Origin of the sequence: Algoriphagus limi, assembly GCF_024919275.1 — a bacterium.
Taxonomy (GTDB): Bacteria; Bacteroidota; Bacteroidia; order Cytophagales; family Cyclobacteriaceae; genus Algoriphagus; species Algoriphagus limi.
Genome location: NZ_JANWGH010000001.1, coordinates 1,817,420 through 1,844,160, shown reverse-complemented (window position 1 = coordinate 1,844,160; position 26,741 = coordinate 1,817,420). Strand labels below are relative to the sequence as shown.

The 26,741-nt window shown below is 41.2% G+C and carries 23 protein-coding genes; 12 read left to right on the top strand and 11 right to left on the bottom strand.

What is annotated here, in order from left to right; all coding sequences use genetic code 11:
• The first annotated feature begins 52 nt into the window (after window positions 1-52).
• Window positions 53-883: a hypothetical protein gene (locus tag NY014_RS07980; protein WP_259414034.1), complete on the top strand. Its 831-nt coding sequence runs from the start codon at window positions 53-55 to the stop codon at window positions 881-883.
• Window positions 884-944: 61 nt separating this feature from the next.
• On the opposite strand, the gene NY014_RS07975 is transcribed toward NY014_RS07980, so the two are convergent.
• The 3 genes from NY014_RS07975 to NY014_RS07965 all read right to left on the bottom strand — a co-directional run bounded on the left by NY014_RS07975 (window position 945) and on the right by NY014_RS07965 (window position 4,026).
• The gene (locus NY014_RS07975; RefSeq protein WP_259414033.1) at window positions 945-2,081 is read right to left on the bottom strand and encodes an aldose epimerase family protein; all 1,137 of its coding nucleotides are present in this window, start codon (window positions 2,079-2,081) and stop codon (window positions 945-947) included.
• An 11-nt stretch (window positions 2,082-2,092) separates the two neighbouring features.
• Window positions 2,093-3,463 (bottom strand): amidohydrolase family protein, encoded by a 1,371-nt coding sequence (locus NY014_RS07970; RefSeq protein ID WP_259414032.1) that lies wholly within the window; start codon window positions 3,461-3,463, stop codon window positions 2,093-2,095.
• Between the two features lie 71 nt (window positions 3,464-3,534).
• On the bottom strand, window positions 3,535-4,026 hold the full coding sequence (locus tag NY014_RS07965; RefSeq protein ID WP_259414031.1) for a gluconokinase: 492 nt from the start codon (window positions 4,024-4,026) through the stop codon (window positions 3,535-3,537).
• 38 nt (window positions 4,027-4,064) lie between these two features.
• On the opposite strand from NY014_RS07965, the gene NY014_RS07960 reads away from it, so the two are divergent.
• The 4 genes from NY014_RS07960 to NY014_RS07945 all read left to right on the top strand — a co-directional run bounded on the left by NY014_RS07960 (window position 4,065) and on the right by NY014_RS07945 (window position 10,062).
• Window positions 4,065-5,519, top strand: a complete 1,455-nt coding sequence (locus NY014_RS07960; RefSeq protein WP_259414030.1) for a DUF294 nucleotidyltransferase-like domain-containing protein — start codon at window positions 4,065-4,067, stop codon at window positions 5,517-5,519.
• A gap of 247 nt (window positions 5,520-5,766) precedes the next feature.
• Window positions 5,767-8,094: a glucosamine-6-phosphate isomerase gene (locus NY014_RS07955; protein ID WP_259414029.1), complete on the top strand. Its 2,328-nt coding sequence runs from the start codon at window positions 5,767-5,769 to the stop codon at window positions 8,092-8,094.
• 61 nt (window positions 8,095-8,155) lie between these two features.
• Window positions 8,156-9,016: an ROK family protein gene (locus tag NY014_RS07950; RefSeq protein WP_259414028.1), complete on the top strand. Its 861-nt coding sequence runs from the start codon at window positions 8,156-8,158 to the stop codon at window positions 9,014-9,016.
• Window positions 9,017-9,108: 92 nt separating this feature from the next.
• Window positions 9,109-10,062, top strand: coding sequence for a carbon-nitrogen hydrolase family protein (locus NY014_RS07945; protein ID WP_259414027.1), 954 nt, complete (start codon window positions 9,109-9,111; stop codon window positions 10,060-10,062).
• A 1-nt stretch (window position 10,063) separates the two neighbouring features.
• Here the strand turns inward: NY014_RS07945 and NY014_RS07940 are convergent, their stop codons facing one another.
• The gene (locus tag NY014_RS07940; protein ID WP_259414026.1) at window positions 10,064-12,148 is read right to left on the bottom strand and encodes an acylase; all 2,085 of its coding nucleotides are present in this window, start codon (window positions 12,146-12,148) and stop codon (window positions 10,064-10,066) included.
• Between the two features lie 125 nt (window positions 12,149-12,273).
• Between NY014_RS07940 and NY014_RS07935 the strand changes: the two genes are divergently transcribed.
• Genes NY014_RS07935 through NY014_RS07925 form a run of 3 tightly spaced genes read left to right on the top strand, consistent with a single transcriptional unit; the run spans window position 12,274 to window position 13,028 of the window.
• Window positions 12,274-12,666 (top strand): hypothetical protein, encoded by a 393-nt coding sequence (locus NY014_RS07935; RefSeq protein WP_135074243.1) that lies wholly within the window; start codon window positions 12,274-12,276, stop codon window positions 12,664-12,666.
• Window positions 12,659-12,859: a helix-turn-helix transcriptional regulator gene (locus tag NY014_RS07930; protein ID WP_259414025.1), complete on the top strand. Its 201-nt coding sequence runs from the start codon at window positions 12,659-12,661 to the stop codon at window positions 12,857-12,859. Before NY014_RS07935 ends, NY014_RS07930 begins: the two co-directional genes overlap by 8 nt.
• Entirely contained in the window at window positions 12,846-13,028 is a 183-nt protein-coding gene (locus tag NY014_RS07925) for a hypothetical protein (protein WP_259414024.1), read from the top strand. The genes NY014_RS07930 and NY014_RS07925 overlap by 14 nt, the downstream gene beginning before the upstream one ends.
• 64 nt (window positions 13,029-13,092) lie before the next feature.
• Here NY014_RS07925 and NY014_RS07920 read toward each other — a convergent pair whose 3' ends face one another.
• Together NY014_RS07920 and NY014_RS07915 are read right to left on the bottom strand one after the other, a co-directional pair.
• Window positions 13,093-14,763 carry a bifunctional metallophosphatase/5'-nucleotidase gene (locus tag NY014_RS07920; RefSeq protein WP_259414023.1) on the bottom strand — a complete coding sequence of 557 codons (1,671 nt, stop codon included), beginning with the start codon at window positions 14,761-14,763 and terminating at the stop codon, window positions 13,093-13,095.
• 180 nt (window positions 14,764-14,943) lie between these two features.
• The gene (locus tag NY014_RS07915; protein WP_259414022.1) at window positions 14,944-15,927 is read right to left on the bottom strand and encodes a c-type cytochrome; all 984 of its coding nucleotides are present in this window, start codon (window positions 15,925-15,927) and stop codon (window positions 14,944-14,946) included.
• A 210-nt stretch (window positions 15,928-16,137) separates the two neighbouring features.
• Between NY014_RS07915 and NY014_RS07910 the strand changes: the two genes are divergently transcribed.
• From NY014_RS07910 to NY014_RS07895, 4 genes are all read left to right on the top strand, one after another.
• Window positions 16,138-17,562: an amidohydrolase gene (locus NY014_RS07910; RefSeq protein ID WP_259414020.1), complete on the top strand. Its 1,425-nt coding sequence runs from the start codon at window positions 16,138-16,140 to the stop codon at window positions 17,560-17,562.
• A gap of 9 nt (window positions 17,563-17,571) precedes the next feature.
• Entirely contained in the window at window positions 17,572-19,905 is a 2,334-nt protein-coding gene (locus tag NY014_RS07905; protein WP_259414018.1) for a patatin-like phospholipase family protein, read from the top strand.
• A 77-nt stretch (window positions 19,906-19,982) separates the two neighbouring features.
• Window positions 19,983-20,522: a gluconate 2-dehydrogenase subunit 3 family protein gene (locus NY014_RS07900; protein WP_259414016.1), complete on the top strand. Its 540-nt coding sequence runs from the start codon at window positions 19,983-19,985 to the stop codon at window positions 20,520-20,522.
• A 10-nt stretch (window positions 20,523-20,532) separates the two neighbouring features.
• A complete protein-coding gene (locus tag NY014_RS07895) occupies window positions 20,533-20,895 on the top strand; it encodes a transmembrane 220 family protein (RefSeq protein ID WP_259414015.1) in 363 nt (120 codons plus the stop codon).
• 57 nt (window positions 20,896-20,952) lie between these two features.
• Here NY014_RS07895 and NY014_RS07890 read toward each other — a convergent pair whose 3' ends face one another.
• The 5 genes from NY014_RS07890 to NY014_RS07870 all read right to left on the bottom strand — a co-directional run bounded on the left by NY014_RS07890 (window position 20,953) and on the right by NY014_RS07870 (window position 26,693).
• A complete protein-coding gene (locus tag NY014_RS07890; RefSeq protein WP_259414013.1) occupies window positions 20,953-22,365 on the bottom strand; it encodes an NAD(P)(+) transhydrogenase (Re/Si-specific) subunit beta in 1,413 nt (470 codons plus the stop codon).
• 2 nt (window positions 22,366-22,367) lie between these two features.
• Window positions 22,368-22,679 (bottom strand): NAD(P) transhydrogenase subunit alpha part 2, encoded by a 312-nt coding sequence (locus tag NY014_RS07885; RefSeq protein ID WP_135074223.1) that lies wholly within the window; start codon window positions 22,677-22,679, stop codon window positions 22,368-22,370.
• A gap of 2 nt (window positions 22,680-22,681) precedes the next feature.
• Complete coding sequence (locus NY014_RS07880) at window positions 22,682-23,821, bottom strand: Re/Si-specific NAD(P)(+) transhydrogenase subunit alpha (RefSeq protein WP_259414012.1); 1,140 nt, start codon at window positions 23,819-23,821, stop codon at window positions 22,682-22,684.
• Window positions 23,822-23,973: 152 nt separating this feature from the next.
• Complete coding sequence (locus NY014_RS07875; RefSeq protein ID WP_259414011.1) at window positions 23,974-26,043, bottom strand: adenylate/guanylate cyclase domain-containing protein; 2,070 nt, start codon at window positions 26,041-26,043, stop codon at window positions 23,974-23,976.
• A complete protein-coding gene (locus NY014_RS07870; protein WP_259414010.1) occupies window positions 26,043-26,693 on the bottom strand; it encodes a hypothetical protein in 651 nt (216 codons plus the stop codon). Before NY014_RS07870 ends, NY014_RS07875 begins: the two co-directional genes overlap by 1 nt.
• Between the last annotated feature and the right edge of the window lie 48 nt (window positions 26,694-26,741).

The following is a 26,741-nucleotide window of genomic DNA, read 5'->3' as shown; positions in this document are numbered from 1 at the left end:
AATTAGGAAATGGCGGGTTAAATAGATACTTTGATCCATTAATCCCAGCTATATGAAAAAAACACTTTTTCTTTTTGTCTCACTTATTGCTTTTGGCAGCTGTAATTCGGTCAAGGTTCCTACCACCTTGGGAGACTCTTCCAATGCCAGTTCTTTCGGCTATCATCCCGTCGATCCATTGCCGGTTTGGGTAGAGAATCTAGGACAAAAAACAATTGATTATTCCACCCTTCTCGGGGCTATGCCTGATGAAACAATCCGTCTTGCTATCGCAGAAGTGACCAATGAGGGAGTTTTAAATTTTGGAACAAGTTCTATTGGAGTAGCCCATCACAACTATGTGGTGATCCTAGATTATATCAAATACAGTACGGATTTTTTTAGGGTTGAGTACACGAATCAAGATGGGACTGATTTTTCTGTTCTTCCGCGTTATGAAAAATCAGAGATAGAGAATTCCTACGATCCCATAATTCGTTCAGTGAATGAAGGGGATGCGGTTGTTCCTGTTTACGTAGGAGTTGGATTGCGCTTAACCGCTAGTATTACAGTTAATAAAAATGGGGTTGATCTAGGGAATTTATTTTCTATAGGGGCTCAGGCTTCTTCTAATAAAATTGCGGGAACGCTTACTGTGCAAACTTTGGGAATAAGCGGTGACAATATATCATCAATTATTCCCATGCCGAGCGAAATCAACCCTACTACCATCCAAAATGCCATACTTGCGATGGGCACGATCAAAGCAAAGTTATATGATGACCAAACCGTAATAACCCCCCGCGTTGTTGGGGTTTATAATAATTTGGGAGGCTCTTCTAGGACAATCAATAAGTTTGTTTCATCCATGCTGATTGAGCGACCCAAATTGACGGTTTATTAGATTTTAATAAAATCAAATTTGCAATGAAAAACCCTCCAAATTATACCTGGAGGGTTTTTTTTTATTTTTCAACTGAGAATTTATACTCAATTTGATGCTCATATTTTTCCCCGGGATTTAAGATTGGACTAGGGAAATTTTCATGATTGATTGCATCCGGCCAATTTTGAGATTCAAGGCAAAAACCCCAATGCTTGTCGTAGGTTTTTCCGTCTGCACCAGGGAAGTTGGAAATGAAATTGGCGGTATAAAATTGGACACCCGTATTATCAGAGTACATATCCATGATTCTGCCAGTTTCGGGATGGCGAACCTGAACGAAGTGCTTCATTTCAGGTGATTTCTCCAATTTCATGACCATGTTATGGTCAAACCCTTCTCCATTTGCTGCTATTTGGTCCCCAAGAATTTTTGGGCTCCGGAAATCAAAGGGAGTTCCGGTAACATCTTTTACTTCACCAGTAGGAATTAATTCATCATCCACCGGAGTGTAATAATCCGCCCAAAACTGGAATTCATGATCCAAAACATCTCGCTTCATCCCACCCAAATTGAAATAAGTATGGTTTGTGAGATTAACGATGGTCTTTTTATCGGTAATTGCTTCAAATCGAATTCTTAGGGTATTATCAGTTGTCAACTCCATCCAAAGCGTAGTTTCCAAATTCCCTGGGTAGCCTTCCTCTCCATCTATGCTGAGATAGGTCATCTTTACTCCAACAACCGAATCATTTGAGTATATCTCTGGAGTCCAAACTTTCTTGTTAAAGCCTTCTACTCCACCATGGAGGTGATTATTTCCATTTGTCTTTGCCAACGTATAAGTGGTTCCGTCAAGCCTGAATTCCGCATTGGCAATCCGGTTGGCTACTCGCCCTGCCGTTGCTCCGAAAAAAGGATTAGGCTTGGTTAAAAAGTCTTCCACATGGTCTAGCGTCAGGGCAATATTTTCCAGTTTTCCATTTTTATCCGGCACTATGATTTTGGAAACAAGCCCTCCATAATTGGATAACTCGACTTGCATGGTCCCATTTCCGAGCAAATACTCAAAAACTGGATTTCCTTGGTGCTCAGCCACCTGCTTTGCTTCTATTGTCAGATCAATTTCTTCGCGCATGGGTTCTTGGGTTGATTTTTGGGAACAAGCTGAAACCAAGCATCCCGCAAATAGAAAGTAAAGTACGATGTTCGATTTCATAGTTTTTTTGCTTATTTCCGTTCGTGATTTTTTTCAATTCTATCTAATTCAGCTTGAAGCTTTTCTCCACTGATCCACTCTCCTCGGATCACTACCCCCAAAGGTTTTTGCATGGTTTCTAAGTTTTTCAATGGATTTTCTTTGACCATGACAAAATCGGCGGCCATTCCTTCCTGAATCATTCCCCATTCTTGCTCCTTCCCCATGTAGCGGGCTGGTTCGACTGAACCAGTTTTCAAAATCTCATAATTGGACATTCCCGCTTTGGACATTAAGGCTATCTCATGGTGAATGGAAAAACCAGGTACGTTAAATACCTGAGGGGAGTCAGAGGCCATAATCATGGGGATCCCGGCTTCATGAAGGGCCATGAAAAGTTGATTTCTGAATTGAAGGTAGGGAGCTACAATTTCTTTCTCCAGCATTCCGGCCCGCTCCATTTGTTTTTTGGTATTTACCCATTGCTGAATAAGTGGTCCAGGAAGGTATTTCATTTCAGGAGCCTGACGGAATTCATCTGCTGGAATATAGCCGAAATAGCGATCAAAAAGCGTAAGTGTCGGAGCAATGTAGGTTCCTTGCTCTTTGGTTTGTTCAATTAAATCAACAAGTTTTTCCATTTGAACTTGTCCCACCAAATTCAAATTGAAGGGGCCAGAGGTGGTAGGGTCGATAACCAAATCATCGGGCAACAAGCCCTCCATATAGCCATCCATATGCTCGACAGATTTAAACCCGCTTGCCAAAGCATTTCGGATTCCAACGGCTAATGGTACATGGCCTCCAAATGGAATTCCTACTTCTTTGGCAGTTTTTGAAATGGCCCACATTTCATCCAATTCTACTCCAGGGTGGATTTTCAAATGGTCGTATCCTGCCTCTTTTTGATCTCTAACCATTTGAGCGGCTTGCTCAGGATTGCTGACCGAATTCCCATTGAAAGATGGCCCTGAAATAAAAACCCGAGGCCCTGGGGTTTCTCCCGCATTCACCCTTTTTCTCAATTCTACATGGCTAGGATGCCCCAGCATACTTCGGATTCGAAGAACACCATTGGCGAGATATAGCCAAAGCGATTCCTCCTGAAGTTGGGTGCTGCCATCATTGGCTACTGGAAGGTGGGCGTGAAATTCCGCTAATCCCGGAAAAATATAGGCTCCTTGACCATCAACCATGTTTTCATGGGACATTCGGGGTGTTTGAGTAGTCAGAGGAATGATTTTGTCAATTTTTCCATCTTTCACAAAGACAGCGTGATTTTCCAATACTTCCTCTCCATCCATAGTCACAATGTTCACATTCGTGACCAAAACGTCCTGAGCGAAAAGATTTATGAAAATAAATGAAAGTAGAATGGTGAGTGAATAACGTATCCGTTTCATGGAAGGCTAATTAGGGTTTGAAATTCAATTTCGCCCTTTGAATTCGCTATTCCAATCCGATCCTGTAATTTCTATTTCTTTAAAAAATCCAATGCTTCCTCAAGCATGGCTTCAGGACTCTGAGCAATGGAAAGTTTGTGTCCATAATCCGGCTCCTCCCAAGTGGCAAATTGGGAATCAAGCATTTCAGCCTTCATATAATGGTTTTTACGGGCTTTCATTCGCTCCCAGATTAAATCCCGATCTCCTTTTAGATGAATCCAATGGATAGAAGGATCGATGGAAAGGATTTTTCGGTAACTTTCCTTTAGGGCTGAGCAGGCTAAAACACAACCGCCTGATGTCTTGGATTCTTCCAATTTGTTAGCCAAAGACTGTAACCAGGGTTTTCGATCCTCATCATTGAGCGGTATACCGGCGCTCATTTTGGCAATGTTTTCTATAGGATGAAAATGGTCTGCATCATAAAAAGGGATTCCTAATTTCTCGGACAAAGCTGTTCCTAAGGTGGTTTTTCCGGTTCCCGAAACTCCAGTAATGATGATAAGCTTATATTTTTTCATGATAGAAGAAAACCCAAAGATTGGTTAATTTGGGAAAGATGGAAAATACCACCGGCTTTATTTCAGATCAATTTTATTCCAAGCAAGTTCGAGATCTTCATTTTCGGCATCTCCGAATGGCCAAGCCTACTAGCTCTGTTCAAGAATGTGCCGCCCAAATGGCCAAAGAGCAAGTCAGTTGTCTATTTATTGGAGAGTCTAAAGAAGACATTCAAGGCTATATTACAGACATCACCTTAAGAGATAAGGTTTTAGCAAAAGGTCTTTCTGTTGAAAAACCGGTAGTTGAAATCATGGAGTCATCTATGGTCTCGATTCATCCCGAAGCCAGTTTGGTGGAGGCTTTGATGCTTATGTTTCAGACTAAATCCCGATATCTACTAGTTAAACAGGGTGATCATTTTGAAGGCTGGATTAGTCGGACAAAAATCTTGACTGAGCAAAGCCAAGGCCCCTTCATGTTTATCCAATCCGTAAAAGAAGCTCGGCAGATTCCCGAACTCAGAGCAAAATGGCAGCGTATGCCTGAAATCATTCACTTGCTTCTAAGTAGGGGGATGAAAGCAAGTATCGTAAATCAAATCATTACTACGGTCGCAGATACCATTGCCCAACGGGTTATTGAACGGGTCATAAAGGAAATAGGACCTGCTCCAGCAAAGTTTGTCTTTTTTGTTTTGGGAAGTGAGGGTAGAGGAGAATTGACGCTTAAAACAGATCAGGACAATGCTATTATATATGAGGATAAGGCTAATGAACAGCGTGAAAAAGTTCGGGCTTATTTTCTTGATTTTGCCACTCGCGTATCCACAGCTTTGGATCAAATCGGGATAGTATTTTGTGAGGGAGAGCTGATGGCAATGAATCCCAAATGGACGCATTCACTTTCTCATTGGAAGCGAAATTATGAAACATGGATCTCTGACGCTTCCCAAGAGACTGCTATGAATTATGCTACATTTTTTGATTGCCGGGCAATCTTTGGAGATGAAAAATTGCTGAATGACTTAAAACGGCACATGAATCAATTGTTAGACAAGGCTCCTGAAAGATTCTTTATTAACCTTGGCTATAATGCCCTCCAATATGAACCGCCTTTAACATTTTTCAGACAAATCCGAACAGAGAAAATCGATGGGGAGAAACAATTCAATCTCAAACATGCCATGAGAACTATGGTGGATCTTGCCCGGGTCTATGCTTTGAAGTTTCAAATTCAAGAAACCAATACCCTAGAGAGGCTTTTGAAATTGAAGGATCGTGGCGTCTTTTCAGATGCAGAATGTCAGGAATTGATCCATGCATTTTCTTATCTGATGGCTTTGCGCTTAGAAAATCAGGCAGAACTTCTCTTGGCAGGTTCTTCCAAGCCCCTGAATTGGATCCGAATGGAAAAGCTTACCAAAGTTCAGAATGTGACCTTGATTGAGATTTTTAAAGTTATCAGGGATTTCCAAGCAAGAATGCGGATTTCATTTACCAAGAGCCTATAAATTTTTCTGATTAAGAATACTTTTATAAAAATTTTATAAAAGTTATTTTTTATTCAATAAAGTTTTTTAATTTTGTTTGATTAAACAAACTGAAGTGATTCCATTCGATTTCCTAATAAAATTCTATAGAAGCTGGATAGAAAAAATATATTTTGGAAGTCAATCGATTGCGCTTTAGTTTTTATTTGGAAATAAAAATTTGAGAGTAGTACAATAAACCTTCTTAACGCAAACCTGCTTAAACACTATGCTCAGCAACTATCCTCTATCAGAAGTTGAGAAACGCTTTCTCGAAGAATCCGGGGTCGAAAAAATTTCTACTCTGATTCCTTACCTCACGGTTGATAATTTTCCCAAACTGGGATTATTGACTGCTTGTCGCTTTTTGGAATGGGCGGCTGAAAATCCTCAAGGCGTAATCAGTTTGCCTACGGGAAAAACGCCGGAGTTTTTTATTAAATGGACTCAATATTTATTGGATAATTGGGATAGTAAAAAGGGAAAGGAAATCCGGGAGCAATATGGTTTGGGAAATACCAAAAAGCCGGTTCTCAAGGATTTGACTTTTGTGCAAATTGATGAGTTTTATCCCATCTCTTCTACTCAGCACAACAGCTTCTACGATTACGTCAATAAGTTTTACATCCAAGGTTTTGGTCTTTCCAAAGAGAAAGCCATCCTAATTAATTCAGATGAAATCCCACTTGCTCAAGGAAAGCATTACAGTGAGATTTTCCCGGATTTGAAAGTGGATTTGTCTTTGCGATTCCGTGATCCTGAGACGGATTTGGAAAAGCTACAGCAGGAATCCATCTATATGATCGATCAATGGTGTGCGGATTATGAGAAAAAAATCCGGGATTTGGGTGGAATTGGCTTTTTCTTAGGAGGTATCGGACCGGATGGTCACATTGCCTTCAATACCCGTGGGTCTCATATCTATTCTGTTACGCGATTGACGGAGACCAACTTTGAAACTCAAGCTGTTGCAGCCGGAGATCTAGGTGGAATTGAGGTTTCGGCAAACCGATTAGTGATTACCATTGGTTTGGATACCATTGTTTATAATCCGGAGGCGGTGGCGATTATCATTGCTGCTGGAGAGGCAAAGGCTGGAATAGTGAAGGATTCTTTGGAGACTAAGTTGAATAATGTCTATCCGGCCACAGTCCTTCAAAAGCTTAAAAATGGGCGCTTCTATTTGACCAAAGGCGCTGCAGTTAAATTGACCGATTCAGTAGATGCCTATTATCAAAAAGGCGAATGGACTTTTGAAAAGACAGAAAGGGCAGTAATCGAACTTTGTAAGAGACTCAATAAATATGGTCATCGCTTGAAATTAAGCGATTTGAAAGCGGATAAGTACTGCAAATTGATACCTGATTTGTCAGAGGAGACAGTCGGTCAGGTGATGAAAAGTGTGGAGGACAAATTAGCAAGAGGATTGGAGCAGGAAAAGAATCAGCGACTTCTTCATACTGGACCGCATCATGATGATATTTCACTTGGTATCCTACCACATATCACCAATCAGTTGCATGAGCCAACAAACGAAGCTCATTTTTCAGTATTGACTTCGGGTTTTACCGCTGTTACCAATTCCTTTGTGATCGAAACTCTGCATCATACCAAGAAATTGCTGGATGAGAACAAGATCCAAATGGTAAACTATGAGGACTTCTTTGAGATGGGGTATAGTCTGAAGACGGATAAGGATGTTTACCATTACTTAACTAATGTAGCTTCTGAGAATGAAGCTGCCCGAAAGCGGGGTCTTTGCCATCGGGTGGTCCGAGCACTTGTGACTATTTATGGCATTAAGAATAAAACTCAGCTGAGAGAGACTATCAATGATGTGATTAGCATCCTTCGAAAGTCTTATGATGGAGAGAAAAATCCTTCCAAAATCCAAAAGTTGAAGGGAATGATCCGGGAGTTTGAGGAGGAATTGGTATGGGCTCACTTTGGTGTTCAAGTGAAAAACGTTCACCATTTGCGCCTTGGTTTTTACACTGGAGATATTTTTACCGAACAGCCGGACAAAACCCGTGATGTAGAACCGATCGTGGAATTGTTCAGAAAAGTTAACCCAACAAAAATTAGCTTAACGCTCGATCCGGAAGGTTCCGGTCCTGATACTCATTACAAAGTCCTTCAGGCAACTGCAGCTGCTGTGAAGAAATGGGGTGAAGAAAAGGATATCAGCGACCTACGAATTATTGGCTATCGGAATGTTTGGTTTAAATTCGAGCCGCATGAAGCCAACGTGGTTGTTCCGGTTTCACTTGGGGATATGTCTGTGATGGAGGATTCTTTCGCAAACTGCTACCTCAGTCAAGTAAATGCTTCTTTCCCAAGTTATTCGCACAATGGTAAATTCAGTACGGTTGCCAAGCGAATCTGGGTGAGTCAGCTAAATGATATTCAGCTTCTTTTGGGCAAAAATTATTTCTACTTGCATGAGCGCGCCAAGGTACGTGCTAGTCACGGATTGATATTCTTCCGTGATATGAATGTGGAGGAGTTTCTAGCTACGGCAAGAGAGCTGGAAAAATCCATCGAAGGAATGATTTAATCCATAGAAGAATAAGAGCTTAAAAACCTATAAACCTAAATTGACCAAATAACCTCAGCACATGGAAAAAGCCATTCTGGGACTTGATATAGGAGGTACAGGAATCAAAGGTGGAGTCCTTGTTAAAGGACATCTGGAGGACATTCGGTCTATTCCTACTCCGGCTAAGGAATCCAAAGAATTTATTTTGGAGACAATAGCCTTATTTATTGAGTCTTATTTGGGCTATGACATTGCAGGGATTGGTATCGGGATTCCCGGATTGGTTGATGTAGAAAAAGGCGAAGTCTTGGGTTTAGCCAATATTCCTGCCTTTCAACATGTGGAGTTGGCTAAATTTCTTCAAGAGCGCTTCGCAAAACCGATTTTCATCAATAATGACGCAAATTGCTTTGCAATAGGTGTTCACAAATTTGGGGTTGGGAAGCCCTTCAAAAATATAGTTGGGATTACTCTAGGAACCGGCGTAGGAGCTGGAATTGTAATCAACAGCCATCTATATTCTGGAGTCTATTCTGCTGCAGGCGAATGGTGCAGCGCACCTTATCTCGAACATAATTTTGAGCATTATTGCAGCGGGAAGTTTTTCCATTACTACTATGACTCCAAGCCCAAACAATTAGCCAAAAGAGCAAAAGCTGGAGATCCGGAAGCATTGAAAGCTTTTGAAGAATATGGGGCGCATTTAGGCGAATTGATCAAGCATATACTTTTCGGCTTAGCTCCAGAGGCAATAGTACTAGGCGGATCAATTCGAAAAACTTATCCGCTATTCGAAGCTTCTTTAAAAAAATCTCTTTCAACTTTTGCGTATCCTACTGTTTTGGAGCATGTGCAGATTCTGCTTTCCGAATTAGATGAAACAGCCATTCATGGTGCTGTAGCTTTAGTGGATGTGGAACCTGAAATTATCAATACATAAAAATTAAAGTTGGTTTAGTGATTAGAATAAAGGCGGTCTCGATTGAGACCGTTTTTTTTGGAATATTGACTTGAAAATTGCTTTCTTCGAACATGGAAAATCGACTCAAAATTGCCTTGGCCCAAATCGCTCCGGTATGGCTGGATAAAATCGCTACTCTTGAAAAAGTTAAGAAGTCTATTCAAGAGGCAGCAGATCAAAATTGTGAATTGATTGTCTTCGGTGAGGGCTTGGTGCCCGGGTATCCATGGTGGACTTCCATTACCAATGCTTCTGCTTGGGATGATAAAATTCAAAAAGAGATCCATGCACACTATGCTAGAAATGCAGTTCAGCTGGAGAAAGGGGATTTGAAGGAAATCCAAATCTTAGCCAGAGAAAATAAAATTGCGGTTTACCTGGGGATTATTGAGCGACCACTTGATCGCGGAGGACATAGCCTTTATTGTACGTTGGTTTATATCAATGAATTGGGAGAAATCCGCTCAGTTCATCGAAAACTTAGACCAACATACGATGAGCGCTTGACTTGGTCACCAGGAGATGGGCATGGCTTGCAGGTTCATGATTTGAAAAGTTTCCGTGTTGGAGGGCTTAATTGCTGGGAAAACTGGATGCCTTTGGCACGTACCTCACTTTATGGGCAAGGCGAAAATCTTCACATTGCTGTTTGGCCAGGGTCGGTTCGAAATACAGAACTAATTACCCGAATGATAGCTCAAGAGAGTCGGTCTTTCGTGGTATCCGTAGGCAGCCCAATGCGGAAAAGTGATTTTCTTACGGACACTCCACATTTGGATTTTATTTTGGAAAATTGCCCTGATGTTTTGGCTGACGGAGGAAGCTGCATTGCCGGACCAGATGGAAAATGGATTTTAGAACCTGTTATAAACCAAGAAGGATTATTGATTGAAACCTTGGATTTTAATCGTGTTTTGGAGGAAAGACAAAACTTCGATGCAGTAGGGCACTATTCCAGACCGGATGTTCTCAAACTCCAAGTAGATAGAAAAAGACAAAGTTCTGTTGAGTTTTTAAATCAATAACTTAATCCTCTCCAGGATGATAGACTCTGACCGCTTGCTTCAATACTGCTTCCTTATCCAAAGTCATGGGCTTTAATTCCCTTTTTAGATAGCGCTCCATTTGATCATCATAATGGGGGCTTTCTGGACGATTACTGGCTCCGTAAACATTGATGGTTTCGATTTGTGGAAGGCCCTCTCCAAATCGAACCATCATAATATAAGATTCTCCCTGGGCTCCTTTTCGCATACCATTTTCCCATGGTTCGGAGCGCATGGCCGTAATGACGTCATCTAGACCCCAAAGAGGCAACGCCTTTTCTCCCCGTACGAGTTTTTGATATTCACCAAGTTGGATCAGTTCTTTTCCAAAATTAATTTCAAAATGAGCCTTGGCCGCCTCCAAACTTTCTACAACTTCAGCTTCGGTCAAGGTAGATTCCCAAGGTCTTCCGGTTTCATTGAATTTATCTCTCCAGTAATAATAGCTAAAGGCAAAAAGAGCAGCACCCTCAGAGTCAATTGGGGCACGTTTGTCCCATTGTTGAAGAACTTCGATTTGAGGTTTAATCTCTGGGTATTTTTCCGGATCCAACAAGAATAAACTATCCATATTGGTTCGGAAGGCTAGTTGTTCTGGGAGTTGATCGTCAAATTTGATTCGTTCAAAATCATCCCAAGAAATAATCCCAGAGTCAGGCATTATTTCACGGAAACGGACAGACCGGTTGTTTTCTCTAAGTGAGAAACTCATTTCCTTAGGAAAGTCTTCCGCAGATAAATTATCCTTCAATCCTGATCCTGTGAATGGACTATGGTTGGTGTTGAAAAGGTAACCTGAGCTAGGGTTGAGGTACTGAGGTAATTCCTCGAAAGTATGATAATCCTCCCAAAAACTATCCAAAGTATTTCCCGGAACAGTTTCTTCATAGTCAAAGACTGGATTTCGCTTAGGAAGCACTGCATTGCTGACATAAAAAATGGTGTCAAATTTATCCGCATACACGGTGTTGAAACTGGTTAATTGTAAGCTTTCCATAGCAGTTTTCCATTCGGAGAAATTTTTCGCCTTGTTCATTCTCCACCATTGTTCTGGGGCACCTATTCGATCTAAGGCCCCAAGTCGAATGGAAAATGTCCCTTGTTCTGTCACTAGGGTAGGACCATAAATGCTTTTCCAGACTTTTTTGGGAACAGGCAAGGTCAAAAAGTCCCATAATTTTACTTTTAGCCATACAGTCCGTTCTTCCAGTTCCAGCCAATCACCATTCACTCGATATAAGTTCGGATTTTCGGGATGGATTTCTAATTGGTAAGTGTCGAGCAGGTCTGGGAAATTCACTGTATGTGCCCACCCCAAATTTTCATTTACTCCATGAAATATCATGGCACCTCCGGGGAATAACCCCCCCAGCATATTCCAGCCTTCTTTAGAATGGAGGTGAGCCTCATACCAAGAAACAGGTCCTTCTAGCGGTTGGTGGGAATTGATCGCTAAAAAACTCTCTCCGGACTCTGTACGAGAAGGGTGAATTGCAATGGCGTTTGACCCTTTTGGGTTGGGGTCGGGAAGAACTTTTCCGGCTTTTCCATTTACAATTTGTTGAACCGCCCTATCGGCACCTGACATTTGTGCCAAGGATAAAATATAGGCTGAAGTAATGTCGATAGTACTTACAGGGAAGGCTCCCTTGTATAAAATTTCATCAGGATGACTTTCAGCATAATCATTAATTCCTACGGCATATCCTTCTAAAACAGCCTGAAATTCTTCGGAGAAGGCGTTTTCATATTTTTCTTTCGCAATTCTTCTGGTTTCAAGTAAGTGAACAAAAAAATCTACCGCTGCTCCATCTGCTCCATACACTCTTCCGACTAAGGCTTTCCCGGCTAATAGTGTTTGTTGAATGGTATTAAAGTCATCCTCCGAATGTGCCCATGCCAAACCATATGCTACATCTGCATCTGTGTTTCCAAATATGTGAGGAACACCAAATTCATCTCGTGCAATTTGAATCTGCTTGGTATCCCAATCAGAAGGCTGAAGGACGCTTTGGCAAGAAAGAATTCCTAGGAGGAGAAATAGTAGAAAATGCGACTTGTTCATATTTCAAAAAAGCACTTTGGTAGTGATTTGTTGATATCAATTCAAAAGTTTTAAAAAATCAGGAAGATATTTTTTTAATAATGTTAATTATTTCTAACATTGTGTTAGAAATAATTAACATTGCTATGAAACGAATAATCTTAATGGCGGCTGTGATTTTGATGGTGGCAGCTACCCTTTACCTATGGTTTAGCAACTCAGGGTTTGCAAATGGAGAAGGGCTTTATTTGGGGATAATTGTATTGGTTTTGGTGTTCGCTGTTTTTCTTTTGGTCAGGCGGATTAAAAGTTGGAAAGCTGGCGAGCCGCAGGAGGATGAGTTAACCAAAAAAGTGATGGTTAGAACGGCCGCTTTATCCTATTACATTTCTTTGTATTTATGGGTGTTCCTTCTCTACATGCAGGATAGAGTTACTTTCGATAAGGATCGACTAATTGGAATTGGTATTGTGGGGATGGCTATAATTTTTGCCTTGAGCTGGGTGTTTAATCATTTTCGAGGAGTGTCTAATGACTAATCGAATCAAAGAGTTTCGGGTAAAACTTGGCATGACACAGGAGGAATTGGCAAAAAAAGTCAATGTGAGGAGAGAGACTATTGTGTTTCTAGAGAAGAATAAATACAACCCTTCCCTCCGTCTAGCCTTTGATTTGGCCAAAACCCTTGAAATATCCGTGGAAGACTTATTCAGTTTTGATGATGAAAAATAAAAAGGAGCAATATCTGCCTTTGTTTATTTCCGGTGGTCTTTTGATCGGAGTAGTGGTAGGAACAGCAATCAGTATGATTCGAGGTGAAATGGGGATTTGGCTCTCAGTGGGTGTAGGTGGAGGGATGGCTTTGGGAGTTCTTTCTTTTCTGGTCTTCTTGAAAAAATAAAAGCCGGCAATTAGCCGGCTTTTCGGTGAATAAACACTTTTCTCAATCCTTATTGGAAAGGGGTTTATCTGAACTCATAATCCACTCCGTACACCTGAGTCAGCAAGGTAGCTGGTGCATCTAGAGCAACAGCTGATTTAGGAGGTATTGGGGTTACTGGAGAATTTTCTGCCAGATAATTTTTAACTGCATGGTGCAGAGTAAATTGCGTGTTTTTAGTGTCCTGTACGCCTCGCATACGACAAAGCATATCGTCTGGATCTCCATCTCGCTCGCATGCACAAATGCTGTAAACTCGATCAGCTTCAAGAGGCTTACCATGTACGGTTACAGATTGAACACGCTTTCCTTCTTCTCCAAAGGCAAGGAATTTTACTTCCATTCCTCGGAACTTGATCACCCATCCTCCAAAACGCTTGGAAGCTTCTTTGGCGAATACGTTATTCAATTCTTTTTCAAGCCAAGTTGAGATTTGTGCACCTGTTACTTTTCCTGTTCTGATTACAGAATCTACAGGCAACATATCGAAGATATATCCATTGGTAATAGGAATATTTCCGGTTTGATCAGGACTAGTTCTCGGTGGACAGAATCGGAATCCATTGGAAAGCACGATGTCAATTTCCGGAACTTGCCAGCTAATGGCATCCAAAATCATCGTGTCAATTGGATTTTCGATCACAAAATAGCGGTACAAAGGAACTGTACTATATCCAGCGATTTGATAAATATCCTCTTGGAATGGTAGTTCGTTTTGAGCGATGATTTGATCGACTACTGGGTCAGGTTTGTTGTCCTCTGAAGATACTTCCAGTAATTCATAATCATCTTTTACAACTTTTCCATCTTCAATGGTCAGCTCTAATTTTCCTACGAAAGAGCCAAATGCGCCAGGTTCAACCACCTTTGCATACTTGGCCTGAATAGGTTTACGAACTCGCTCGTGCGTATCTCCACCCAAGATGTAATCGACTCCTTCACATTCAGGAAGGTTAGCTAAATTAATCTGTTGGGAAAGTCCCAAGTGGGCAATAATGGCTACGAATGCGCATTTTTCCTGATTTCGAAGTACATCTACATAGTGCTCCAGATTTTCTTCTGGTTTGGTGTAAATGATTCCTTTACTATAATTAGGTGATTGTCTAAGCGGTACCAAATGGTCGGTATAACCCAAGAAACCTATTTTAACTCCATTCACTGTCCAAATATGGTAGGGAGGGAAAATCAACTCTCCGCGTTTTCCATCGCCAAGATCATGGTACATGTTTGCACAAATTTTTGGAGCGTGAAGCGATCCTAACAAGTGCTGCATGGCCTGCTTGTAATATACTACTTCCCAGTTTCCAGGGAGGTATAGGTCATAGCCTATTTCATTTAGAATAGGAACCATGGCCTCTCCCGTAGTCATTACGGATAACTCGGAACCCTGGAACATGTCTCCAGTGTCCATGATTAAGCAATGCTCAGCTTTTGCCCGTTCTTTATCCAAGAAGGTCTTCAAGTGAGAATAACCGCCCGTTTTTCGGAAAACTGATTTTCCATTTTCCCAAAACAGTTCATCATGGGGATGAATCTGACAATGGACGTCGGTAGTCTGCAGGATGGTAAGCTTAAATGATTTAGGGTTTAATTTTTTTGCCTCAGCTTTTGCAACTTGTGGAGAAAGGCTCAATAGACTTGTCCCTGCTCCCAAGGCTCCCAGCTGGGACATAAATTTCCTTCTGGAATATTTCATGGAGAATTTTGGATTTATTGTACTGTTGTTTGGTGAATTTCTCAGAGGGCAAAAGGAAGTTTTCTTCCAATCTGCCTGTAAGATACCTATCGAATTTGTCTACATTTAGTGACCGTGGTCACACAATAAAAAAATCCCCACAATTTCGTTGTGAGGATCCTTCATAAATAGAGTTAGTTTCTAATTGGCTGCCGTAAAGCGAACCACACGATTGCTTTGTGGAGATAATGTTTGAAGGTACGCGTAGATAGCTTCTAAATCTTCAGTCTTCATTCCTGCATACATCGTCCAAGGCATGATGCTGTTAAATTCTCCGGGTTGAACTTTTTTCGTCAAATAGGATGAGTCTGTATATTGCTTGAATCGCTGTACAAATTGTTCGGAAGTCCAGTTTCCAATTCCTGTTTCTGTATCGGTTGTGATATTACTGGAGGCAACTACTGATCCATCAGGAAATTGGAATTGCCGCCCGCCCGAAAAAGCCTTATCCGGAATAATCATTCCTTGTTCATCAACGGGCGTATGACATTCTATACACCCGGAAGCATTTACCAGATACCCACCGTAAGCAACTTGATCGCTTGGGCTAGGTCTTTTTTGAGGTTCACCGTCTTTTGGTATGGTCTTTAAAATCAGACTAACTGGAAAGTCTGCTTCTGAATCCGGAATTTCACTGGAAATTGGATCCAAAGACCGGATATAGGCAATGATGTCGTATATATCCTCTGGGTCCATTTTTCCATAATACAAGTATGGCATCAAAGGGAACATTGCTCTACCGTCATTAGTCACACCGGTTGTAATTACACGATAAAGCTCCCCATCTGTGTAATCAGAAATTCCTGTGGGGGTAATGTTTTTAGCATAAAAAACACCGGGGAAACCCATTGAATGGTCGAATCGGTCCCCGCCTCTTCCCAAGGTTCCGGGTGTCGGTGGGCCAGAAAACAATGAGAAATCTCTTGCAGAGTGACAATCCATACAAACCGTCACGTGGTTGGCCAAGTATGCACCTCGCTCAATACGCTCCTGCGTATAGTCAATGGTTAGTTCTTCAGCTGGCGAGACGGAAGGGAAAGCCATTTGAATGTAAACAAAGCCTATGAGGAGCAAAATAATGAGGGCTCCTAGGACCCAAGAAAAAACTTTAAACAACTTATTCATAGTACGAAGGGTTAATTTCTTTGAAAAATACAATAAATGACCAAAAAATGAAATACTAATGGAATAAAATTTAGATTAAATCCATATAGAAAAAATATTATTTTATGAGATTGGTTTCAGTCCAAATTTTCATTGAAATTTTGGGTCTCTGATACTTTCCTTCTAATTTTCAAAAAATTGGAGACAGTTAATCAATACAATCACCTTACTATGAAAAAGCTATTCATTCTTTTCTTTTGTTTTCTGGCCTTAGGGCTGAAAGCTCAGGAAAAATCAGTCATCGATGACTTGGATTCTAAAACCGAGGAATATTCTAAAATCGCTCTTCAAATCTGGTCCAACCCTGAATTGGGTTACCTGGAAAGCGAAAGTTCTGCATTACTTCAAAAAACACTTTCAGATGCCGGTTTCTCGGTGAAAGCTGGCGTCGCAGATATTCCAACTGCTTTTGTTGCGGAATATGGATCAGGATATCCCGTGATTGGCATTATGGCTGAATTTGATGCCTTGCCTGGCGTCTCACAGCAGGCATCACCTTTTCGTGAGGCTGTGGTAGAAGGCGGGGCTGGACATGCATGTGGACACCATTTATTTGGAACTGCCTCTGTGGCTGCGGGTATCGCTGTGAAAGATTGGATGATTTCCAACGGTGCTCAAGGAACAATTAGAGTTTACGGGACGCCAGCTGAAGAAGGCGGGGGAGGTAAAGTTTACATGGCCCGAGCTGGTTTAATGGATGATGTGGATGTGATGTTGCATTGGCATCCTGGATCAAAGAACAATGCGGGAGCAAATTCTTCCTTGGCAAATATTTCTACCAAGTTTCGTTTTTACGGAGTTGCCTCTCATGCAGCTGCAGCCCCTGAGCGAGGAAAATCAGCATTGGATGGGGTAGAGGCTATGAATTTCATGGTTAACCTGATGCGGGAGCATGTTCCTCAGGAGACCCGAATGCACTATGTGATTACTCGAGGTGGTGAAGCTCCCAATGTGGTGCCGGCATTTGCTGAGTCTTATCATTATGTGAGACATCCTGATGTGGCAGTCGTAAAGACTATTTTTGATCGCATGGTGAAAGCTGCCGAAGGCGCTGCAATGGGGACTCAGACCACTATGGAATATGAAATTATCAACGGTGTGTATAATTTGCTTCCAAATGAAACCCTTGCACGGGTGATGCAAAAAAATCTTGAGCAGGTTGGTGGAGTGATTTACAATGAAGAGGAAAATAAATTTGCCGAAGAATTGATTAAAAGCTATCCGGAATTATCTCTTAATCCTTCAGAAGAGGCAGCAAAGATTGAACCATTCAAAGTACAGGAAAAAGGAACTGGAGGTTCTACAGACGTAGGAGATGTGAGTTGGTTGGTTCCAACCGCAGGATTAGGAACTGCGACTTGGGTTCCTGGAACAAGTGCCCACACCTGGCAGGCAGTGGCAGCAGGTGGAACTAGTATTGGGATCAAAGGGATGATGGTAGCTGCAAAAACCTTGGCCTTGACAGCTTTGGACGTTTTCAATAACCCTAAGCTTGCTGAAGATGCTAAGGCAGAATTGGATCGAAGAAGAGGTGCTAATTTCAAATATGAATCCTTGGTAGGTGACAGAGAGGCTCCTTTAGATTATAGAAAATAACATATTACTATGGCCTTCTTTCGGTACCAAGTTTTTCTTTCCTTTCTTTTACTTTTCTTAAGTAGCCATTATCTAATTGGGCAGGTTTCTTCCGAGAAGCCTGCCCGTATTGGTTTGGTCCTAAGTGGAGGTGGGGCAAAAGGCATTGCCCATGTGGGAATAATTAAGGCGATGGAAGAGGCCGGTCTACGTCCAGATTATATTGTTGGTACTAGTATGGGTTCTGTCATAGGAGGCCTGTATGCAATCGGCTACAGCGCTGATGATCTGGAAAAAATAATCCGTTCTACCAATTGGGATTTGGTCGTTTCCAATCGGGTGGATTTTAAGGATATTGCTTTCGAAGAAAAGGAATATTATAATCGCTACCTTTTAGAAGTTCCCTTCAATCAAGGAAAACTGGCCTTACCTTCCGGATTGATTCATGGACAGGTTCTTTCGGAAATATTGCATTATTACACATTCCCCGCTTCCCAATTCAAGGATTTTGACGAGTTTCCTATCCCTTTTCGATGCATCGCAACAGATGTTAGGACAGGAGAACCAGTAGTGTTTGATAAAGGCTATTTGCATGATGCCATACGCTCAAGTATTGCGATTCCTACAGCTTTCACCGCTTTTAATCTGGATTCTACCCTGGTAGTAGATGGTGGAGTAGTCAATAATTTTCCTGTAGATATTGTTCGCTTGATGGGGGCAGATTTCGTGATCGGAGTGAACGTGTCTGATGAAGACTTTTTGGAAATCGAAGAGTTAGGAGGTTTCGGAGGTATTTTGATGCAGATAGCAATGGCTGAATCCCTTCGAAAAACCAGTGTCAATATTGAGGATACAGATATTTATATCAAGCCGGATTTGGGACCTTACTCTACCGGAAGTTTTGGAGAATATGATGCGATCCTGAAATTGGGAGAAAGTGTTGGGAAAGAATTTTTCGAGCAATTCAAAAGAACGGCAGATAGTCTAGGAGTTAAAAATCTCACGAAGATTGAAAGCCCAGTTTCTCCAGAATTAAAAATCCATTCAGTTGATGTAAGAGGAAACCGACTTTTTTCAGATGATTTTATCGAATCCAAGTTGGGCGTTGTTCCTGGCCAAACTGTTGATAGGGATGACTTGCAGGAGGGGGTTCGAAATATTTTCGGTGTAAATGGATTCTACAAGGTTGATTATTCATTAAATCCCACTGAGGAAAATGCGTTTGACCTGAGTATTCGGACGATTGAAAAACCTAAAACGACTTTTTCAACAGCTCTTCATTATGACAATATTTTCTCAGTAGGACTTTTAGCCAACTGGACAATTCGAAATTGGATTGGTAAATCCTCTAGAACTGTTTTGGTGGCTGATATTTCTAAAAACCCAAAGTTTCGAATTGATCATTACAAGTATTTAGGCTCAGAAAAAAAGGTAGCTCTAAACTTTAGATACAATTTTCTCAAGCAGGAGTTTCCGGGCTACGATGAAGGAGAATTATCCCGAATAAATATTTTTAATACCCATCGCACTGAATTACAACTGATCACCACCAATTCATTAAAAGAGGCATTTTACATTGGCTTAATTTCCGATTTGAGTGAGTCCAAAATTCAGTTTGATCAAATTCTTCCTGATGGAGTGAAAAATGGGATTGATAATTACGTAAGTGCCAGAGCTAGATATTATCGTAATTCTCAGGATGATAGAAACTTCCCTACTCGTGGAGCCGAAGGTCTCTTGGAAGCTGAATATCGATTCAAAACCTGGCTAAAGATTAATCTGGAAAAGGGGGTGGATACGATTTATTTGGATGCTGGTTCTATTCAACTCCCTCTTACAAAAGATCAATTAGATCAATTGGTAAGTGATTTAACTCCAGATTCTTACTTGACCATACTTGGAAGATATTCCAAATTGATTCCAATTTCTCAGTCGTTCCAATTGAAACCATTTATCGGTGGAGGGCTTACGCTTTCTAATCAATCAAGTGAATCTTTCAGGAATTTTTTCATAGGAGGATACCAAATGGTTCGATTTATTGATAATCGATTTTGGGGTCTAAATTATGCCGAAATTACAGCTCAAAACTTTGGAAAAATGGGGTTGGAATTACAAGTCATCCCTATTAAAAAATTATTCCTGAGAGGTGGAATAAATTGGCTGGGATACTCAGATCAAGTTCCAATTGAAGAAGTTCTTGGACGGGATACCTTTACTCAGAATACGCTTTTAGGATATGGGGCAGACATTTCTTATCAGTCAATTCTTGGTCCGATTACCTTAGGATTGGGGTCGAATTCTACTGATAAAAAGCTGCGAACCTACCTTTCAATCGGCTTTAGCCTCAACTACCAGGATCGCTAAGACATTTCGAATTTACACGAATGACTATTTGTCCTTCGCCTCAAATCCCTTAAATTCAACGGAAACAATCTAGAACGATGGATCGAAGAAAATCACTCAAAATACTCGGGGCAGGAGGAATAGGGATAGCCGGATTGGTCTTAGCCGACTGGAAGTGGCAATTGGTAGATCAGTTGACTCACAAAGGTTTTTTTACTTTGAAGCAGGAAAAACTTATTTCGGCTATTGCAGATACCATCATTCCTGAAGGACTTCCTCCAGTTTTGCCTAATCCTGATGCCAAACCAATAGGAGCTTTGAGTACAGGCACAGATAAGTTTCTTCTCCGCTTCATTGAGCATTGCTATGAAAAAGAAGATCAGGATTTGATCAAAAATCAGTTGGATCAATTAGGAAAAACGGACTTCCTGGATGCAGATCAGGCTCGACGGGAAGAATTGCTTTTGGGATTAGCAAATTCAGATAATGAGAATGAGAATAAATTCTTTGATATCATGAAGTCCCGAACAATTTATGGCTTTACTACCGTTCGGGAAGTAATGGTTAATTACCATGGATACAAAGTAGCTGCGGGAGGATTCTCCGGTTGTGTTCCCGCTACCAAAACATTGATTTAAATTTGATTTTATGAATTTCTGGAAATACTTCTACGGATTTTGGGCTTTGGTTTTTGTCTTATTTGCTTACTGGCAATTCAATGATCCTGACCCTGAAATCTGGGTAAGCATTTATGCGGTTGCATTCATTTTTTGTTTGAGAGGAATCAAAGGGATTTTTCCCAAATACCCATTGACCATTGTAGTTGTTGCCTGTGTGATAGGCGCGATTTATTATTGGCCTGACTCTGTTCCAAGTTGGATAAGTCAGGAAATAGAGCAAGGAGATTTGACGATGAAAACTCCCGAAATGGAGGAAGGTCGTGAATCCTTTGGTCTTTTGATTATTTCTTTGGTGATGTTGCCAGGCCTGATAAAAGCTTGGAAAAAGTAAATTCAACAGTCAAAAAGAAGAGCCGATCTATTTCAATGGATCGGCTCTTTTTTGTTTTTAAAGATTTTTCAATTCAGCAATAAGCTTTTCTAATGAATCCTTTGCATCTCCGAAAAGCATTCGATTTTTAGGATGGAAGAAAAGCTCGTTTTCGATTCCTGCGTAACCTTTTCCCATGGAGCGTTTCAAGACAATAATGTTTTTAGCATTCCAAACCTTCACCACTGGCATTCCATAAATTGGGCTGGAAGGATCATTTTCAGCTGCTGGGTTGACGACGTCATTTGCCCCAATAACCAATACCACATCGGTATTTGCCATTGCTTCATTGGCATCCTCCATTTCTAATAATTTTGGATAAGGAACATCTGCTTCTGCCAAAAGCACATTCATGTGCCCAGGCATTCGACCAGCAACTGGATGGATGGCGTAGGTCAATTCTACACCCTTGTCTTCCAATAGTTTTTCCAAATTATGAACGGTATGTTGTGCTTGCGCAACAGCCAAACCATATCCCGGAACCACACTTACTTTATTCGCATAAGCTAACAGAATTGCAGCATCGGTCACGCTAATTTCTTTGATCGTTCCTTGTTCTCCTGATTTAGCGGAAGCAGCATTTCCTCCTCCGAAAGAGCCAATGATCACATTGGTAAGGGAGCGATTCATGGCGGTACACATCAAAACGGTCAAGATAGTACCGGCCGAACCAACCAAAATACCACCTGTTAACATGGCCTGATTTCCATAAAGGAAACCGCCAAATGCAGCTGCCATACCCGTGAAGCTGTTCAGGAGGGAGATCACCACTGGCATATCTGCTCCTCCAATAGGCATCACAAATAATACTCCATATAGCAATGAAAGTGCAAGCAAGCCGTAAAGCATAGGCATGCTCAAGTTTCCGGAAATAGCCAAAAATCCAGCTAATCCAAAGATGGCGATCAATAGCAAAATATTGATGATTTGTCCCGCAGGAAGTGCTTTGTCAGCAATTTTTCCCTCCAGTTTGCCATAGGCAATCATGGAGCCTGAGAACGAAACAGAGCCAATGATAAGTCCTAATAAGATAACGATCAGCATTCCGGTAGAAACATCTCCTCCATGACGAAGGTGATCAAATTCTACAAGCGAGATTACACCGGCACAGGCTCCCCCCATGCCATTGAAAAAGGAAACCATTTGTGGCATGGCTGTCATTTTTACTTTGAGTGCCATGCGGACTCCAATGACAGTTCCAATTATCAATCCCGCGAGAATCAAGGTGTAATTCAACCATTTGTCAGGGCTGAATTCTTCTTTAAATAATATGGTGGCCGCGATGGCCAATCCCATTCCATATCCAGCAATAAGATTTCCCTTTCTAGCTTTATCAGGGCTGGAAAGCATTTTCAAGCCCAAAATAAAAGTCACCGAAGCAGCTATGTAGGAAAGCTCTAGAAGGCTAAGTCCGAGTAATTTAGTATCCATGCTTACTTCGATTTTTTCTTAAACATTTCCAACATCCGGTTGGTGACCACAAATCCGCCAACCACATTTAAGGTTCCAAGAATTACAGCTAGAAAACCTAAAACCAAGGCGTAGTAATTGCCAGGGTCTGCTTGTAGCATAATGATAATTGATCCAATGATTACCACTCCATGAATGGCATTAGCACCGGACATTAAAGGAGTATGCAATACGGCAGGAACATTGGAAATCACCTCAATCCCGAGGAATATGGATACGATGATCAGGAATATGAATTCCCTATTCTCATAAAATAGGCTAAGAATTTCTTCCATAATTAGGCTTTGGTTTCGGATGGGTATAAGATATTTTTGACGCGTTCACTTCGGATGGCTCCGTCATGAGTAACGCAAGTGTTTTGTACAATGTCATCCTCCCAGTTCAAGAGAAGATTTCCTTCCTTGTCAATCAGGAGTTTTAGGAAATTGACCATGTTTTTGCCATACATTTTGCTGGCGTCCATTGGCATGCTGGAGGAAAGATTGGAGTCTCCTATAATGGTTACACCATGAATGTGAGTGATTTGATTGTTTTCGGTTAGTTCGCAATTTCCTCCCGTCGAAGCTGCCAGATCCACAATCACTGAGCCTGGAGCCATTGATTCCACGGTTTCTTTGGTGATAAGAACGGGCGCTTTTCTACCTGGAATCTGAGCTGTACAAATGATAATGTTTGATTTTTTGGCGTGCTCCTGAATCAATGCTTGTTGTTTCGCTTTATACTCTTCGCTTTGCTCGACTGCATATCCTCCTGCGCTTGCTTCATCTTTTGCTCCTTCGACTTTGACAAATTTGGCGCCTAAGCTTTTTACTTCTTCTTCAGCTGCTGCCCGAACGTCGAAAGCTTCCACCACTGCACCTAGTCTGCGGGCAGTTGCAATAGCTTGCAATCCTGCTACACCAGCTCCCAAGACCAAAAGTTTGGAGGGAACGATGCTACCTGCTGCGGTCATAAACATAGGGAAGAATCTTGGGGAATGGGATGCGGCAAGCAAAACCGCCTTGTAACCAGTTACGGTTGCCATGGAAGAAAGCACATCCATAGCCTGAGCTCTGGTTGTTCGTGGTACATTATCCATGGAGAAAGTTGTCAATCGCTGGCTCAGGAATCGGTCGACCAAGTCCTTATTGGAAAGGGGTTGAAAAAGGCAAACCAAAACCTGTCCTGCCTGAAGTTCCTGCTGCTCTTCTTCCGTAGGTGGATTAATACTGAGGATTAAGTCTGCTTTCAAGGCATCCTTACGTAAGGCGATTTTTGCACCTACTGATTCATAGTCGGCATCAGAGGCAAATGCAGCTTCTCCGGCATGTGTTTCGACAAGGATTTCTACTTGGAGTTGGATGAGTGCTTTGGCACTCTCTGGAAGTAGTGCCACCCGATTTTCACCCTCGGGTTCTTTTAAAAGGCCAATTATCATGGACTGGGATTTAAACTGAATTGGCTCAAGATAAACGAATATTTCTCAAATGAAAATGATCTTAATCACTTCAAGGTTTTTGGTACTTAATTTTTCAATTACTTGAAATCAAAAGGCTTGAGAGTATCAATGGAGGGACTTTTAATTCTTAGTTATTCGAGATTTTGCTGCACTCGGGAGTATTCAGCCAATTTTTCTAAAAAATATTGACAAGGGCCATCATCAGGTTTGAGGTTTAGCGCTTTATCCAAGTGAACTTTGGCTTCTTTAATGTCCACATTTCGGAAAAATTGCATTCCTTTTTCATAATGATCCAAAAAGCCTGGAGGGTATTTTTCTGGATCATCATATACCTCATAAATACAATTCTGGCTTCGCTTTCCTCGGAGATTCAAAGTGTCAATTAATCGAAAATGGAATTTCTCAGGATGAACTACCTGATTTTTCAAATCCTCAGAGATCAAAATATCCAATTTATAGACCTTGGTAAGTTCCTCAATTCGGCTTGCTGTATTCACCGCATCAGAAATTACGGTTCCATCCATCCGGTATTTGCTACCTACGGTTCCCAAAATGAGGTTTCCGTAATGAATACCTACACCAATGCCTATTTTTTGATTGGAGAGCAGGTTGTTGTTTTGTACTTCCCGCTGAAGTTCGAGTGCCGCTTGGATAGCATCATCAGGTTTGTTTGCAAAAAGTGCCATAACAGCATCTCCAATATACTTATCTATAAAGCCTTGATTTTTGCGAATGATAGGGTCCGTGCGGGTTAATAGCCGATTGACAAATTCAAAGGTTTCTTTACTACTCAATCCTTCTGAAAGCGAGGTGAAATTTCTTACATCCGCAAAAAGCACGGTCATATCTTTGGATACCGCATCACCCAATTGGACATCTACGATTTCATTTTTCCCCAAGAGCTTCAAAAACTCTCTTGGGATAAAGCGTTTTAGGGATTCATTAGTCTGTCCTAATTGAGTTGATAGCTTGGCTTCATTAAGAAAAGCACGATTAAATCGAATGGATAGTACTACAGATTCACTTAGGATAAAGAAGAAGAAACCATAAGGCATCCAATAGCTCATGTTTACTCCCTCACTTTGGTAATTAATCAAATAATCGTGGGAAGCGGCTCCATAAAAGAATAAAAGCCCCACCAAAAACACCCAGGCGCCCTCGGTCTTTTTAATGGCTGCCCGAACTACAATGTATAAGGTGAACAGGATAAATGGTGGAGCTAGGAAAAGGGTGAAATAATTGAAAAAGATGGCTCCATCACGGGTATTAAGAAAAAGTATCGCAAGGATAAATATGCCCATGATTATATATTGAACTTTATAAATCCATTGGTTTTTAAACGGAAGAAAAAGCCTAAAGAGAAAGAGGGTTTGGAAGGTGAAAGCCAAGCCTAAACACAAATAAACCGTCCTCACCAAGACTCCATGACTCAGGTAAGGAAATAAATCCATCAAAATCGCATCAGGTCCTGCCAATTCTCGAATTGCGAGGAAAATACAGGCTAAGCCAAAAAAGAGACTTTCCAAAAAACTCCGTTGGATATAGGCCAAAAACAGGTGATAAACACCCATAATCATCAAACCTCCAACCAATAGAAAGGAAAACATTCGACTTTGGCGATCGAAAGAAATTACTGCATGCTCCTCTCCAAAATAAATAGGAGACCAAATTCCGGATTGGAAAAAATGAAAATTGGAGACTTCAATAAATATTTCGGCTTCTGATTTATCAGGGCTAAAAAAGAGAAGTTGTCCAGCGATTTGAGGAGTTTCCTCTGATTTTTCACGTCCTAAATCCCCGAAGCTTGCTAGCATTTTTCCATCAATCCAAATCTGACTTGCACTATGAATTGTAGGGATTTTTAAACCATAAATACGATCTGGATTCAGCCCTTTCAATTGAAGTCGGTAGGTGCCAAAACCTTCCGAATAATTAGAATTGAACTGAGAAATTTCATCCCAGTTTCCAGGAACTTGAATGAATTGACCTGTTTCGTTACCGGGGATTTGGTCAGTGAATCTTTGAAAAAAAAATTCCCAATCACCAGACAAGGTTAGAATGGCATTTGGGTCGGTATTTGATTTTGAGAGATCCAATACCCCTTTTTCGATGGCAGGAAATTCTGCGGCTTTTACAAAATTGCCAAGCCACAGAAGCAGAATCGGGAAAAATAGGGTGATTGCAAACCTGCCCCTATGCATTATTTCGTTGTCTTTGGAATATTTAAATAGATTTCAGGTTCCAGAAAACCTCTTTTCAGGAATGGAATCGTTCCCTCTGCAGAGTAGTCTTTAGGTCTGGCAGCATTTGGCACCCAATTTTTGGACATAACACCCATTGCCTGAAAAGTCATAGTGAGCAATTCACTACAAAAGATTTGAGCCGGGCCTGAGAATTTTCCTTCCTTTCTGCCTTCAATGTTTTCATACCACATTTTTAGATCAGTAGGAAATGTCGCATCCATGACCGTAGGCATAAAATCAACCAGTTTTTTTAGCGCATCCTGATCGATAGGAGTGGTATTCGGACGTACTGCAAAAATGCTGTCGTAGTAATTATTCATATTGGTCTGAAGGCGCTCCTTGAAGGGAACGAGCATAGGGCCCGTTTTTGATTTCCCCGTAATCAGGCAGGGAAGATTTGTCAAACTATTGGACTCCCAAAAAAGAACATCTGGCCAGACGCCTTCTTTTCCAATGTCTTTTGCCAAAACGAGCATTCCCGAATGGGTCCATTTACTTCCTTCTAAAAATTGAATCATTTTACTCATGGGAAAATCCCCATGCATGAGGACTACGTCCCCTGTTTTGAAATCGGAGGAGACTTCCTCATAGTTTACTTTCCAGTCCATTAATCAAAAGTTAATTATTAGAAATACACAAAAACTGTTTAAAAATAT